Source organism: Arthrobacter sp. MYb23 (genome assembly GCF_002979775.1).
Lineage (GTDB): Bacteria > Actinomycetota > Actinomycetes > Actinomycetales > Micrococcaceae > Arthrobacter.
In genome coordinates, this window is the sequence record NZ_PCPR01000030.1 from 24,119 (window position 1) to 37,014 (window position 12,896).

A 12,896-nucleotide genomic window follows, 5' to 3' on the forward strand; every position below is an offset into this window, starting at 1 on the left:
TATTGGTCACTAATCCAATAGACTGAACGTCATGGTGTCAAGCCCCGCAGCCCAACGAGTCCGGAAGTTACCCGACGAGCGACGAGCCGAAATCCTCGCCGAAGCCGCTTCCATTGCCTTGAGTGAGGGGCTCGAGCGGATTACCCTCCGCGCCGTCGCCGACCGCCTGGGCGTGCGGCCTGGCCTGATCAGCCACTACTACCCGGCTGCTGAAGACCTGGTGATCGCAGCGTTTGTGCGCGCCGTTTCGGAGGAGCGGGAAGAGTTGTTTCCCGACGACGGAACTCCACTCCAGCGCCTGGCTCACCTGGTCTCGCGCAGCGAAGGTCATAAATCCTTGGAACTCACCCGGTTATGGCTCAATGCGCGGCACCTCTGCCGGTTTACACCCGCGCTCACCGAGGCGCTGCTGGGGCAGGAACAACTGGATCGCAACCGGCTGACCACCCTCATTGAGGATGGCGTCGCGTCCGGCGACTTCGTGGTGGCGGACCCCTTTGCGGCGTGCATTCGTATTTGGGTGGCCATTGACGGCGTGGGCTCCTACGTCAACAACGCTGAGCCCTTCGACTATGACGCCTTCAAGCGGTTCATCACCGACGTGGCTGAATGGTCGCTGGGCGTTCCGGCGGGCGTGCTTCGTGCGGCCGTGGACAGGCTTCAGGCGGCCTGACTCCCGGGTTCCTGAGCCTTCCCATTACCCTTCCGGCCGCTTAATCAGTATCCTGATTACTTATCTGGTAAACCGGATGATGCTGTTTGGGCTGCTTGCCTGGGCCGCACGTGGCTGAAGCAGACGGCCGCGCGGCCATCGTGAAAGTTTGATTGACGGCATTGCCTGGGTGGCGCAAGGACAGCGGTTGGGTCCATGACTCCAGGTATGCCTGAAGGACGTGACATTCGTGGGCAACAACTACGAGGCCGTGGACCCCCATTTCCCCACCTCCGGCGCAACTGCAGGGCCTGACCGTGCAGGCGCAACCGAAATACTTGGCGACCGCTACCAGCTGGGATCCCTGCTGGGCAGGGGCGCCATGTCCGCCGTCTATCAAGCGAAGGACACGCTGCTTGGCCGCGAGGTAGCCATCAAGATCTTTCTCCCCGGTTCCGGCGATGAGTCGTTCCGGGCCCGGCAGGAGAACGAAATGCGGCTCCTGGCCGCCTTTGATCACCCGGGACTGGTGGCAGCCTTCGACGCCGGGGTAGATACACGCAACGATGAAGAACGCGCGTATCTGGTCATGGAACTGGCCGAAGGCCGGGACTTGCGCGCAGTGCTGACGGACGGACCACTCACCGTGCCAGAGACCGCCCGGATCGGGATCCGGCTCGCCGGAGCGCTGTCCCAGGTTCATGAACATGACGTCATCCACCGCGACATCAAGCCAGCCAACATCCTGGTATCCGACGACGACGGCCTGGGTCAGCAGTCGGTCAAACTGGCTGACTTCGGCGTGGCCCTGGTCATGAACGATCACCGCCTCACCGCAACAGGCTTCACCGTGGGGACCGCCCAGTACCTCAGCCCCGAGCAGGCCCAGGGATTGGCGTTGACTCCTGCCAGCGACATCTACTCGCTGGGCCTGGTACTCCTCGAATGCCTCACGGGAAAGGCTGAATACCCGGGAACTCCTATCGAGACCGCATCAGCCCGACTTCACCGCGCACCGCAGATCCCCGTGGAATTGCCCGGTCCGCTGCGGGAGCTGCTCGAAGCGATGACGGACATGGACCCTGGCAAGCGCCCCACGGCAGACAACGTGGAGCAGGCGCTCGCCGATGAAGGGATACAGTCCGGGCGAAGGACCGCGCTGCTGCCTTCCGCACCCTCCAGGCTGCCACTGCGCACGCCGACCAGGAGGCTGGCCACCGTCACCAGCCTCAGGGACTTCAGCAAACGGCGACCCAAGACCGTACGTGGCGTGGCCGCGGCGGCGGTGACCATTCCGCTCGCCCTGCTGATCCTCTCCCAGGGACTCACGCCCACGGGCAACACCACGGATCCCTCCCAGCCTGCGGACACGGATGTATCGCAGGCCGAGCCGCAGCCGGCCGCGCCGGTTGTGCCGGCTCTCCCGGTTGCGCCGGTGACCGCTGACACTGTGCCCGTAGATGCCGGTAATGCCGACGTTCAGCCTGCCGAGGTAGTCACTCTGCAGGAGCCCGCGCAGAACCCGGTACAAGTGCCGGTACAAGCGCCGGCACCAGCGCCCGCCGTGGCGCCGGGACCGGATAAAGCCAAGGACAAGAGCGGCGGCAAGGGCGAGAAGAAGCCCGAGAGGGCCAAAGGATCCGGCGAGGGCAAGTAGCCCCATTCGGGCGGATGAACGCACGACGGCGAGCTGCCGCCGTCGTGCTCTATGCCTCGCAAGGTGAGCCTTCCGGAAGTTCAGCGTCCCGGCCGTTCAGTGCGGCAACGCACCCCGGAGCGGCTAGAGGCCGGCGGGAAAACTGACCGTCACTGTGGTTCCGCCGCCGGGAGTTTCTGTCAAAGTGAGGTCGCCCCCGTGTGCCTTGGCAATGCTGCTGCAGGTGGCCAGGCCGAGTCCGGAACCCGGGCCGTCACCTTCCCGCCGCAGACGCACCAAAGGCTCCAGGGCTTTGGTGCGATCCTCGGGTTTGATGCCCTTGCCGTTGTCCGCCACGAAGATCGTGGCGCCCTGATAGTTGGAGACCCCGCTGATCCGGACGCGGAGATCGCGCTCAGGGCTGCGGTAATTCATGGCGTTGGAGAGCAGGTTCTGCAGCAGGGTCCGCAGTTGTCCACGGTCGGCATGAAGAGTCAGATCTTCAACTTCCACCATCCGTTGATTCTCAATGCCCACATCACGGGCAACTTCTTCGGTGACCTCGCGAAGGGAAACCTGCGTGGGTTGGACTGCGCCGCCCACCCGGGAGTAGCTCAGGACATCCTCGAGCATGCCCAGCATCCGCCGCCCGCTGGAGCCAATCCGGTCAAGGTAACGCGCGGCCGTGCTGCTCGGTTCAACGTCGGGATCGTCTTCCACCAGTTCCACATAGCCCAGGATGGTGGTGAGCGGAATGCGGAGGTCGTGGCTGACGCGTCCGGCAAACCCTGCGAGCTTGGCGTTGCTGTCCCTCAGCTCGGCGTAGGTGCGGTCCAGCTGGACGGTGCGGTGCTGCAGCTCCAACAACTCCACCACTTGCTTCGCCAAGACCTCCAGCATGCTCACCTGTTCGGGGCGCAGCTCATTTGTTTTGTCCGAGAACACGCACAGGGTTCCGGGAACGAAGCCGGATTCTGTTTGTAACGGGACCGATGCGTAGAAGCGGACGTTCCCGATTTCACCAGTAACAAAGGGATTGTCGGCGAAGCGCGGATCCTGCGACGCATCAGCCACCACGGTCCGTTCACGGGAGAGGAAAACCTTGGCGCACATGGAATCCTCACGTGAACAGATGCCGGGGTCCACGCCCCACGCGCCGATCTGGTGCTGGTACTCCGCGCTGATGATGTTGACCACGCCAAAGGGAGCACCGCAAAGCTCCGTGGCGAGCCGCACCAGGTTCTGCAGGGCACTCATGACGGCGGCATTGGGAAGCAGGGTGGAGTCAACGGCCGGGTCCAGGCCATACTCCTGTAATTCCAGGTCCCGGCTGATGTCATCAGTGAAGGACAGCTGCCCCTGAACTTCCGTCATGTTATTACTCCCCCAAGCGTCATTAGGATTCCCTGCCGATACTACCGGGACGCTGACGGCGGTGGTTTACTGGGACGCATGACCGAGCAGGAACCGGCCTCCGCCGCGTCTACTGACAGTATCGATCTCTCCGTCCGTTCTCCCGCGCAAAGATCCCGAACCTTTACCGGGATCCTGGTGAATACTGCCCTGGCAAACATCACCACCAGTTACCTGTGGTTCGCCTTGACGTTCTGGGTGTACTTGGAGACACGCAACGTCATTGCCACAGGAGTGATCGGCGGCGCGTACATGCTGCTGATCGCCCTCTCCAGCATCAGTTTCGGTACTTTTGTGGACCGATACCGGAAACTGGCGGTGATGCGTTTCGCCGCAGCCTTCACCATGGTGATGTTTGTCCTGTCAGGCGTCATGTTCCTGCTGACACCGGAGCCGGCACTCCTTGACCTGGCACAGCCGTGGTTCTGGATTTTCACCATGATCATCCTGATCGGTGCGGTGGTGGAGAACATGCGGAACATTGCCCTGTCCACCACCGTCACCATCCTGATCGAACCCGATCGGCGGGCCAACGCCAACGGGCTGGTGGGCATGGTCCAAGGGCTCATGTTCATTGTCACCTCGGTCCTCTCCGGACTTTCGGTGGGCCTGTTGGGTATGGGATGGACCGTGGTTGTGGCCCTGATTCTGACCGCGCTCGCGTTCGCACATTTGCTCACCCTGCGCCTCCCGGAGGAAGTGAAAGCAGCAGCCTCCGATGCCCAGGGTGGCTTCGACCTGCGCGGCTCATGGGCTGCCGTCATGGCAATTTCCGGCCTGTTCGCGTTGATTCTTTTCTCCACGTTCAACAACTTCATCGGCGGCGTCTACATGGCGTTGATGGACCCGTACGGCCTGGAGATGTTCTCCGTGGAAATGTGGGGAGTCGTCTTTGCCATTGGTGCCACGGGCTTCATCCTGGGCGGTGCGCTGATCGGCAAGTTCGGCCTCGGGTCCAATCCCTTGCGGACCATGCTCATTGCTGTGGCACTGATGGGGTTGCTTGGCGCGGTCTTCACGCTGCGGGAATGGGCTTGGCTGTATATCGTCGGCATCTGGCTCTACATGGCGCTGGTTCCCGTGGTGGAGGCCGCCGAGCAAACCGTCATCCAGAAGGTGGTTCCGCTGCCCCGGCAAGGCCGCGTGTTTGGGTTCGCCATGGCATTCGAGTCCGCAGCTGCGCCCATCACAGCATTCCTCATTGCCCCGATCGCGCAGTTCTGGATCATCCCTTACGCACGCTCTTCCGAAGGCGCCCGGCAGTTGGAACCGCTGCTGGGTGAGGGCATCTCCCGCGGCATTGCACTGGTGTTCCTGGTGGCCGGAATCATCATGATCGCCGTAGCCTTGATCGCCTTCCTGACTCCGGTCTACCGGCGCGTGTCTGCCTCTTATGCGCAGACAGCGGCGGAGGAAAAGGAAAAGGAAAACGCAGACACCCCATCCCCTGGCTAGCGGACGGCAAAAATCATTCTTTTAGGATGAGACCGTATGACCATCGGAAGGTGCAGGGTTGAGTCAGTTCGAGGCACGATGGCGCTCGGGCAATCGGGCGGTCCACGAGAGATGGAGACGGTTCTATGGCTCAGGCGGACGCCGGCGATTACGACATCTGGTTTGAGGAAGGCGACGTCATGTCCCTGGTCTGGAAACCGGGTGTCCGGATTGAAGAAGAGAACGCCAGGGCAGCGGTTGACGCCGTGAACGTCGTCGCGGATGGCCGCCGCTACCCGCTGCTGGTGACGATGGCCGAAACGGCTCATCTCAGCCACGCAGCCCGGAAAGTCTTCCTGGAACCCTGTGCGGCGTCCAGGATCGCGTTGTTGGGAAACAACCCCGTTGACCGTATGCTGGCGCACTACCAGTTGGCCGTTCACGAGCCGCCGTGCCCCACGCGCTTCTTCAGCTCCGAGGTTGAGGCGATGGCCTGGCTCAAGAATCCCTCTGAGGATGAGCAGGGTCTGGCCGGCTGAGCGGGGCGATTAACGCACGACGGCGGGAGGTCGCCGTCGTGCGTTATCCCCAGGTGCTGATTGAACGGCTAAGCCGTGAACGCCAAATCTTCCACGGTGACCTCGAAACGCAGCCCTTTCCCTCGGGACAACCGCAGGGCCTCGTCCACGGCGCTCGCCGCCATTCGCTCAAGTTCGTTGCCCAGCGAGCCTGCGACGTGGGGCGTGAGCAGGACGTTGGGATGCGAATAGAACCGGGACTCTGCCGGGAGGACCCACGGTGTGGTGACGTCCAGGATCGCGTAGAGGTCGCCCTGCTCCACCCGGGCCAGCAGCGCATCCTGGTCCACCAACTCACCACGCGCGGTGTTGATGAAGGTGGTGCCCGGCCGCATCCGCGCGATCAGTCCAGCATTGATGAGGTTCTTGGTGGAAGGTAACGACGGCGCGTGGAGGCTGACGACGTCGCTGCTTGCCATCAGATGGTCCAGGCTGACCAGCCCGACGCCCAGGGCCTCGGCTTGTTCCGGGGACAGGTAAGGGTCCGAAACTACGACGTCCAGATCATAGGGTGCGAGCAGACGAATCACGTGCCGGCCGATTTTGGAGGCGCCGATGATGCCCACGCGTTTGCGGTAGTTGCCCATGTCCGGGAAGAGCTGTTCGGCCAGGACGTCGGTCCGGGTGGTGTGCAGGGCGCGGGCGATCTGCAGGACCCGTTTGTTCGCCAGGATAATCATGGCCACGGTGTACTCGGCCACGGGGATGGCGTTGGCGTCGGCCGCTGAGCTGACCTGGATGCCACGTTCCCAGCAGGCATCGCCGATGTGGTGTTTGACGCTGCCCGCGGCGTGCAGGACGTACCGCAGACGCGGGGCTGCGTCCAGAACGGCGTGGTCGATCATCGGGCAGCCCCAGCCCGTGAGGAGGATGTCCGCATGCTTCAGAACCGCACGGCCTTCGGGGGTGTGAAAGTCCTGGATGGGCTCCCGGCTCAGCAGGTTCAACGCTGGCTCCAACGGGTCCAGGCTCCGCGGAGGAAACACCGCCCGCGCCGTATGGGACGGCATGGCCAGGGCTACATTCAGGCTCATTTGACGCTTCCTGCGGTGAGGCCGGACTTCCAGAAACGCTGCAGCATGATGAAGGCCACCAGCAGCGGAATGATGGACAACAGTGAACCTGTGATGACCATGGGCGTGAATTCGGGCTGCGGTACGGAGTAGCCCTGCCAGATGGAGATGCCGACGCTGACGGGAAGGAGCTGCTGGTCCTGGAGCATCACCAAGGGCAGCATGAAGTTGTTCCACACCCCCACGAACTGGAACAGGGCAATGGTGACATAACCAGGCATCATCATTGGAAGGCCCAGGGAGAAGAAAGACCGGATGGGCCCGGCTCCGTCAACACGGGCAGCCTCCAAGGTTTCAGCGGGAACATATGCAGCCGAGTAGACCCGGGCAAGGTACACGCCGAAGGGGTTGCACAGGACCGGGATGAGGATGGCCCACATGGTGTTGGTGATGCCGAAGACCGAGGCCAACAGGTACATGGGCAGCACCGTGGCCGTGTTGGGAATCAGGACGCCCACCAGGACGATGCCGAAGAACGAGTCCTTGCCCCGGAACTGGAATTTGTCGAACGCGTAGCCCGCCATGACGGAGATGAGTCCGCCCAGGATCGCTCCGAAGGCCGCGTAGAACATGGAGTTGGCCATCCAGCGGAGGAAGACCCCGCCGTCCTGGTTCAGGACCGCCATGATGTTCTCGAGGAATGCAGGCTCTCCCAGGGCGTAGGCGGCTGTTCCATAGAGGTCCGCGGTGTTCTTGGTGGAAGCGAAGAACAGCCACACCACGGGGAGGACCATGTAGGCGCACCCCAGGATCAGCAGGGCGTTCACCGTGAAGGTGCTGCCGAAGCCGCCGCTGCGGGCAGCGGAACGGCGGCGCTTTGGCGGCAGCGCCGGAGCCACGGTAGGGGTACGGGACACGGTGGAGGTGCTCATGCTTTGTTCCTTGAGCTGAAGCGGGTAACGGCCCAGGACAGTACAGCGGCCATGAGGGCAATGATGATGGAGGCGGCTGCGGCCTGGTTGAGGTTGTGCCGGTTGAATGCAGCGTCAAAGGCCCACATATTGGGGACCCAGGTGCTGGTCACTGACGCGGTGGCCTTGGAAATGATCGACGGCTCGGTGAAGAGCTGGAGCGTGCCAATCACGGTGAACAGCATGATCACGCTGAGCGCGGGGAGGATCAGGGGAAGCTTGATGCTGATTGCGGCGCGGATTTCGCCGGCACCGTCCACCCTTGCGGCTTCCAGGATTTCCCGGGGAACGGCCTGCAACGCGGTGAACAGAATGATGACGTTGTAGCCCGTCCACTCCCACACCGCGATGTTCACGATGGACGGGAGGATCATCTGGTTATCCAGGAAGTTCAGCGAGATCCCACCGGTTTCCAGGACCGAAACGATCGGGCTGACGCCCGGAGTGTAGAGGTAGGCCCAGATCAGCGCGGCGATGACGCCGGGCACTGCGTGGGGGAGGAAGACCAGTAGCTGGAAAAGCTTGCGTGCACGGGCCACTGCGGCATCCATCAGGAGCGCGAATAACAAGGCGCCGCCTACCATGCAGGGGATATAAAACAGGCAGTACAACGCGAGGCGTCCAATGCCGCCCGTGAAGGTTTCGGACTGCAGAACCTGCAGATAGTTTTCCAAGCCCACAAACGAGGTCTTGGCCTCGCCAAAGCCCAATCCGGACTTCTGCTGCGCAAAGAAGCTCAGCACCATCGCGTAGATGACGGGCGCAACCATGGCCACGGCGAAGACGGCGAAAAACGGGGTAAGGAACAAGGCCGCGGTGCGGCCTCCGGTCCCGGACATTGCACGGGGCTTACGCGGGATCCGGGGTATGGGTTTGACGGCGGCGGACGGCGTGTTGGGTGCTTGGGTGACCATGTTTAATCTCCTCGCTGGCAGGACGGCCAGTGAACCTAACCGTCCTGCCGTGCGGGCCTACTCCTTGACGGAGAGACCGTTCTGCTTGAGTCCGGTCACCGTGGCGCTCTGGGCCGTGTCGACGGCGTCGAGGACCTTGCCGCCACTGGTCAGCTTGCCGTAGGCGTCCTTGAGGGCGGTGTTGGTGATGTCCCAGTTGGGGCCCCACTGCCAGCCCGGCGTGATGGAGGCGTAGGCCTTGTCGAAGACGGCGTAGATGTCGTTGCCGAAGTAGCTGGAATCGAACGCCTGCTGCGCCACCGGCGTCAGGCCCGGGTAGGCGAGGAAGGCAGAACCGGTGTTGCCGCGGGCCTTGACGGCATCCTGGCTGGTGGCGAGGAACTCGATGAACTTCGCGGCGGCTGCCGGGTTCTTGCTGCTCTTGGTGATGTTGAAGCTGGAGCCGCCATAGAACGCGTCAGCGGGTGAGCCCCAGTTGGGAGCCTCGGCAGCAATCCACTGGCCCTTCTGGCCGCTGGCTTCGGTACGCTTCTGGATTCCGGTTGCGCTCCAGTTGGCGCCCAGGACACCTACGACGGCGCCGCTGGCCAGGTCCGCGGACCATTCGTCGCTGAAGGACTGCTGGACCTTGACGATCTTCTGGTCGATCAGCTTCTGCCAGTAGTTTGCCACCTTCTGTGTGGCTTCGTCGTTGATGCCCACCTTCCAGCTGTCGCCTTCGGTTCCGAACCACTTGGCGCCGGCCTGCCAGGAGAGGGCTGCGGTCAGCGCGGCTTCGTTCGGGTTGAAGCTGGCGAGGTGTGCTTCCGGCGCTACGGCCTTCAGTTTCTTTCCGGCCTCTTCGAAGTCCTGCCAGGTCTTGGGGACTCCCACACCGGCCTTGTCCAGCATGTCCTTGCGGTACCACATGATCATCGGCGCAGCATCGTAGGGGAGTGCGTAGGTTGCATCGCCGAACTGGACCAAAGCTTTGGTCTCGTCAGTGAGCTTGTCTACGGTTTCGGCCTTGTTGATGAATCCGTCCAAAGGCTGGAGTTGGCCATTGCTGACGAACTGGGGCAGCTGCGGGTATTCGATCGTGGCAACATCCGGGCCGTTGCCTGCCGTAATGGCGGTGGAGAGCTTGGCATAGCCGCCTGCGCCGCCGTTGGGGATGGTTTCGAAGGTGACCTTGATCTTGCTCTGGCTGGCGTTGAACGCTTCGGCCACCTTGTCCATCCCTGCCATGGATGACCAGAAGGTGATGGTGCCGGAGGGGTCTTCGGTGGGGGTTGGTGCGGCGGCCTGGGTGCTGCCACAGCCGGTGATGAGGGCAGTAGTGGCCATGAGGCTGACTGCTCCAAGCAGAAGCTGGCGACGCTTCATTCTGTTCTCCTTTGAAGTTCACGATGCGAGTCGTGGTGGACTAGGCACCATGAAATCCACAAAAGTGAACATCATCAACAAAGTGAACAGAAGTAAACAGATTCTGGGCTACACCTGCGTCGATTCCCTGACCACCAAGGCGGGAGACAGGTTGACCCGCTGGAGCGCCGAGGTACTCCCGCGCCTTCCTCCGATCCGGTTCAGGCACATCACCAAAGCCTGGTGTCCGACGTCGTATTTCGGCGGTGCCACAGCGGTGAGCGGAACGGCCCCCAGCGCGGCAATCTCGTCGTCGTACGAGACAATCGCAAAGTCCTCCGGTACCCGCAGCCGCCGCTCCTGGCAGGCGCTCACGAACTGAAGCGCGTCCTCATCCGTGTGGACAACCGCGGCTGTCACCTGCGATTCGGCGCACCAGTCCAGGATCGCGTCCACCAGCAAGCGGTGGGCCTGCGGATCGTTCTGCGCGCGGGACATGGCGCGGACCATTGACTCGTCGCGGGAATGCCCGGCCCGCTGCATGGCCAGGTGGAAGCCATCGATCAGTTGCGGGGCGGTGGGGCTGTTCTCCCGGAGGCAGATGGCGATCTTCCGATGCCCGAGTCCCAGCAGGTGGTTCACAGCGATCTCCGAGCCGCGCACATGGTCGCTGCGCACGGATTCGAGCCGGCCGCGGTCTTGCGCGTCGTCGATGGACCGTTCCACCACCACTACCGGCACGTCGGCTTCGGCGAGCAGGTCTAATGTCTCCGTGCCGGCCAATGATTGCTCGCTGGGCGTGATGAGGATTCCGTCCACGCCGTGTTCGTACAGCCGCCGCAATTGCCGCCGCTCTTCAGCCCCCGAGTAGTTGGAAACGCCCAGGACCAACCGCACGCCTGCCTCGTGCGCGGCGGCCTCCGCCCCGCGGATCACGCCCGGGAAGTAGTACGACGCCGACGGCACGATCATCCCGATCGTCGCCAACGGCCGCCTCCCGCCTGGACGCCAGGACGTGGACTGTTGGGCGGCGGGACCTGCAGGTTTGCCCCCTGAGGTTATGGCGCCGCCGTGCACGCGCTCCAGCAAGCCCTGCTCGGCTAGCACGGCAAGATCACGCCGGATGGTCATACCCGATGTCCCCAGCTTGGCCGCGAACTCTCCGGCATTGAGGGAGCCATGCAAAGCCAGCTCCCTCAGGATGAGCTGTTGTCGATCCTCGGACAGCATGCAGGTCTCCGCCTATCAAGTTCACTTATGTTCAGTTTGTTCATTATGAACCAGAACAGAGTGCCTCCGCGGCTTCAAGACGTCTCAGGCCCCTACTTTTACCACCGAAACGTCGACGGCGGCCGGCCGGGGGAGCAGGTGCCGCCGCACGGCTTCGGCTACTTCGCGGGCCACAGCCGGGGCCGGACGGGATGTTCCCACGGCGATCCTTGTCTTCACGGCCAGCAATTCGTCGTCGTCCGTCAGGGTGATCAGGGCGGGAGCGTCTCCGGTGACCACGGACAACGCCGCGCCTGCAATGGACTGCCACAGCGGTTGGGCGGGGTACACGGCAATGACCCCGTCCACGGACTGAACTACGCCGAGCAGCTGTTCGGCCAAACCGCCCAACTCTGCCCAGGTGCCCGAAGCAGTTGCGGGGGCAATGTCCCCGACTTCCAAAGGCTCGGTCATGGCTGCTCCTTGGTCATGGGATCTGCAGGGGTAGTGGCATCTGCAGGGGTAGTGGGATCTGCAGGGCTTGCTGGCTTGGGCGGTTCCAGCACATCGGTGACAGTGATGTTGATGGCTTGAATGGTCAGTTCAGTATGGAGGGCCAGGGTCTCTGCGAGTTCCTGGCGAAGCGTGGCGGCACGTTCCTCCATGGGGTGTCCGTAAACGACCGCTATCTCCACGTCCACGGTGATCCCCGCTCCAGGTGTGGCGACGTCTCCGTGCAGGCGGCATTTGCCGGCGGCTGTTCCCGGAAGGGCGTCGGCTACGGAACGGATGAGTGCGGAGATGGATCCTTCCGTTTCCCACAGAGTGTCGTTGGGGTTCCCGGACTGCAAAGGAATGCTCCGTCCCGGACGCAGCTCCAGCCGCAGGTTGTCCAGGATGGACTGCATCCAGTCGTCCGTGCCGGAGCCGGCATCCGCCACGTCTGAGCTGAGCAGTTCGCGTCCCAGCTCGGAGAGGTGGCGCAGCGAGGCCAAACCGGCCTGGCATTCGGGGCATGTTTCCAGGTGGACCGGATCTGCGATCTGTCCGGTGTCCAAGTAGGCGCTCAGCTCCGCGAGGCTGTGGCCGCATTCGAGGGTGTCGCTGGTGGTGTTCATCGCCATTCCTCCATGGTGCGCGCAAGAGTGATCCGTGCCCGGGCCAGGCGGCCGCGGACACTGGCTGGGCTGATGTTCAGTGTCAGCGCAATTTCCTCGTAGCTTTGGTCATTGAACTCCTTGAGCACCCAACAACGCCGCTGCTCCTCTGGAAGCTTGGCGAGCGCCGCCTTCAGCGCCTCAATTCGGGAGCTGTTGACGGCGTTGGTTTCCGGGTCTTTGTTCTTGGGCGGGGAAGTGGCATCCACTGTGTTTTCCACGTCGCCAAGGTCCGCGTGGTTGCGGCGTTTCCGGAGGTGGTCGATGCTGCGGCTGCCAACGATGCGAAGCAGCCAACCCTTCACCGCAGCCGGGTCCCGCAAGCTCTCCAGTTGTTTCCAGGCCTGGACGAGTGTTTCCTGGACGACGTCGTCGGCGTCGGCCAGTGAGCCGGTCAACCGACGGGCTGTGGCCCGCATCAGGGGGCCGTGGCGTCTGGCGAGGGCCTCGAAAGCGGCCGTGTCACCATCTGCGGCCCTGCCTGCCAGCAGAGCATCGGGAACCAGGTCCAGTTGGTGCTGCGCCGCGGGTGAACCAGTCACGTTTCCTGCCTTCCCAGTGCACGGTGGACTTGA

Annotated in this window: 13 protein-coding genes; 4 read left to right on the forward strand and 9 right to left on the reverse strand. The window is 63.1% G+C overall.

The features are described 5' to 3' along the window. Nucleotides 1–31: 31 nt before the first annotated feature. Entirely contained in the window at nucleotides 32–673 is a 642-nt protein-coding gene (locus tag CQ020_RS21480; protein WP_105693911.1) for a TetR/AcrR family transcriptional regulator, read from the forward strand. A 229-nt stretch (nucleotides 674–902) separates the two neighbouring features. Then, nucleotides 903–2,309, forward strand: a complete 1,407-nt coding sequence (locus CQ020_RS21485; protein ID WP_258142151.1) for a serine/threonine-protein kinase — start codon at nucleotides 903–905, stop codon at nucleotides 2,307–2,309. 123 nt (nucleotides 2,310–2,432) lie between these two features. Here the strand turns inward: CQ020_RS21485 and CQ020_RS21490 are convergent, their stop codons facing one another. Next, nucleotides 2,433–3,662: a GAF domain-containing sensor histidine kinase gene (locus CQ020_RS21490; protein ID WP_105693912.1), complete on the reverse strand. Its 1,230-nt coding sequence runs from the start codon at nucleotides 3,660–3,662 to the stop codon at nucleotides 2,433–2,435. Nucleotides 3,663–3,740: 78 nt separating this feature from the next. On the opposite strand from CQ020_RS21490, the gene CQ020_RS21495 reads away from it, so the two are divergent. After that, the gene (locus CQ020_RS21495) at nucleotides 3,741–5,156 is read left to right on the forward strand and encodes an MFS transporter (RefSeq protein WP_105693913.1); all 1,416 of its coding nucleotides are present in this window, start codon (nucleotides 3,741–3,743) and stop codon (nucleotides 5,154–5,156) included. Nucleotides 5,157–5,281: 125 nt separating this feature from the next. Beyond that, the gene (locus tag CQ020_RS21500; protein ID WP_105693914.1) at nucleotides 5,282–5,674 is read left to right on the forward strand and encodes an STAS/SEC14 domain-containing protein; all 393 of its coding nucleotides are present in this window, start codon (nucleotides 5,282–5,284) and stop codon (nucleotides 5,672–5,674) included. A 68-nt stretch (nucleotides 5,675–5,742) separates the two neighbouring features. On the opposite strand, the gene CQ020_RS21505 is transcribed toward CQ020_RS21500, so the two are convergent. The 8 genes from CQ020_RS21505 to CQ020_RS21540 all read right to left on the reverse strand — a co-directional run bounded on the left by CQ020_RS21505 (nucleotide 5,743) and on the right by CQ020_RS21540 (nucleotide 12,863). After that, complete coding sequence (locus CQ020_RS21505) at nucleotides 5,743–6,747, reverse strand: hydroxyacid dehydrogenase (RefSeq protein WP_105693915.1); 1,005 nt, start codon at nucleotides 6,745–6,747, stop codon at nucleotides 5,743–5,745. Beyond that, nucleotides 6,744–7,658 carry a carbohydrate ABC transporter permease gene (locus CQ020_RS21510; protein WP_105693916.1) on the reverse strand — a complete coding sequence of 305 codons (915 nt, stop codon included), beginning with the start codon at nucleotides 7,656–7,658 and terminating at the stop codon, nucleotides 6,744–6,746. Before CQ020_RS21510 ends, CQ020_RS21505 begins: the two co-directional genes overlap by 4 nt. Continuing rightward, nucleotides 7,655–8,611 (reverse strand): carbohydrate ABC transporter permease, encoded by a 957-nt coding sequence (locus tag CQ020_RS21515; RefSeq protein ID WP_105693917.1) that lies wholly within the window; start codon nucleotides 8,609–8,611, stop codon nucleotides 7,655–7,657. Before CQ020_RS21515 ends, CQ020_RS21510 begins: the two co-directional genes overlap by 4 nt. Nucleotides 8,612–8,668: 57 nt before the next feature. Further along, on the reverse strand, nucleotides 8,669–9,976 hold the full coding sequence (locus tag CQ020_RS21520) for a sugar ABC transporter substrate-binding protein (RefSeq protein WP_105693918.1): 1,308 nt from the start codon (nucleotides 9,974–9,976) through the stop codon (nucleotides 8,669–8,671). Nucleotides 9,977–10,084: 108 nt separating this feature from the next. Further along, complete coding sequence (locus CQ020_RS21525) at nucleotides 10,085–11,185, reverse strand: substrate-binding domain-containing protein (RefSeq protein ID WP_105693919.1); 1,101 nt, start codon at nucleotides 11,183–11,185, stop codon at nucleotides 10,085–10,087. Between the two features lie 84 nt (nucleotides 11,186–11,269). After that, nucleotides 11,270–11,638, reverse strand: coding sequence for a hypothetical protein (locus tag CQ020_RS21530; RefSeq protein WP_258142152.1), 369 nt, complete (start codon nucleotides 11,636–11,638; stop codon nucleotides 11,270–11,272). After that, complete coding sequence (locus tag CQ020_RS21535) at nucleotides 11,635–12,282, reverse strand: Asp23/Gls24 family envelope stress response protein (RefSeq protein ID WP_146116682.1); 648 nt, start codon at nucleotides 12,280–12,282, stop codon at nucleotides 11,635–11,637. Before CQ020_RS21535 ends, CQ020_RS21530 begins: the two co-directional genes overlap by 4 nt. Next, on the reverse strand, nucleotides 12,279–12,863 hold the full coding sequence (locus tag CQ020_RS21540) for an RNA polymerase sigma factor (RefSeq protein WP_024818608.1): 585 nt from the start codon (nucleotides 12,861–12,863) through the stop codon (nucleotides 12,279–12,281). Before CQ020_RS21540 ends, CQ020_RS21535 begins: the two co-directional genes overlap by 4 nt. Nucleotides 12,864–12,896: the final 33 nt, after the last annotated feature.

Coding starts and splice junctions, on each gene's coding strand:
- CQ020_RS21480 (WP_105693911.1), top strand. CDS start 32: ATGGTGTCAAGCCCCGCAGCCCAACGAGTCCGGAAGTTACCCGACGAG.
- CQ020_RS21490 (WP_105693912.1), bottom strand. CDS start 3,662: ATGACGGAAGTTCAGGGGCAGCTGTCCTTCACTGATGACATCAGCCGG.
- CQ020_RS21495 (WP_105693913.1), top strand. CDS start 3,741: ATGACCGAGCAGGAACCGGCCTCCGCCGCGTCTACTGACAGTATCGAT.
- CQ020_RS21500 (WP_105693914.1), top strand. CDS start 5,282: ATGGCTCAGGCGGACGCCGGCGATTACGACATCTGGTTTGAGGAAGGC.
- CQ020_RS21505 (WP_105693915.1), bottom strand. CDS start 6,747: ATGAGCCTGAATGTAGCCCTGGCCATGCCGTCCCATACGGCGCGGGCG.
- CQ020_RS21510 (WP_105693916.1), bottom strand. CDS start 7,658: ATGAGCACCTCCACCGTGTCCCGTACCCCTACCGTGGCTCCGGCGCTG.
- CQ020_RS21515 (WP_105693917.1), bottom strand. CDS start 8,611: ATGGTCACCCAAGCACCCAACACGCCGTCCGCCGCCGTCAAACCCATA.
- CQ020_RS21520 (WP_105693918.1), bottom strand. CDS start 9,976: ATGAAGCGTCGCCAGCTTCTGCTTGGAGCAGTCAGCCTCATGGCCACT.
- CQ020_RS21525 (WP_105693919.1), bottom strand. CDS start 11,185: ATGCTGTCCGAGGATCGACAACAGCTCATCCTGAGGGAGCTGGCTTTG.
- CQ020_RS21530 (WP_258142152.1), bottom strand. CDS start 11,638: ATGACCGAGCCTTTGGAAGTCGGGGACATTGCCCCCGCAACTGCTTCG.
- CQ020_RS21535 (WP_146116682.1), bottom strand. CDS start 12,282: ATGAACACCACCAGCGACACCCTCGAATGCGGCCACAGCCTCGCGGAG.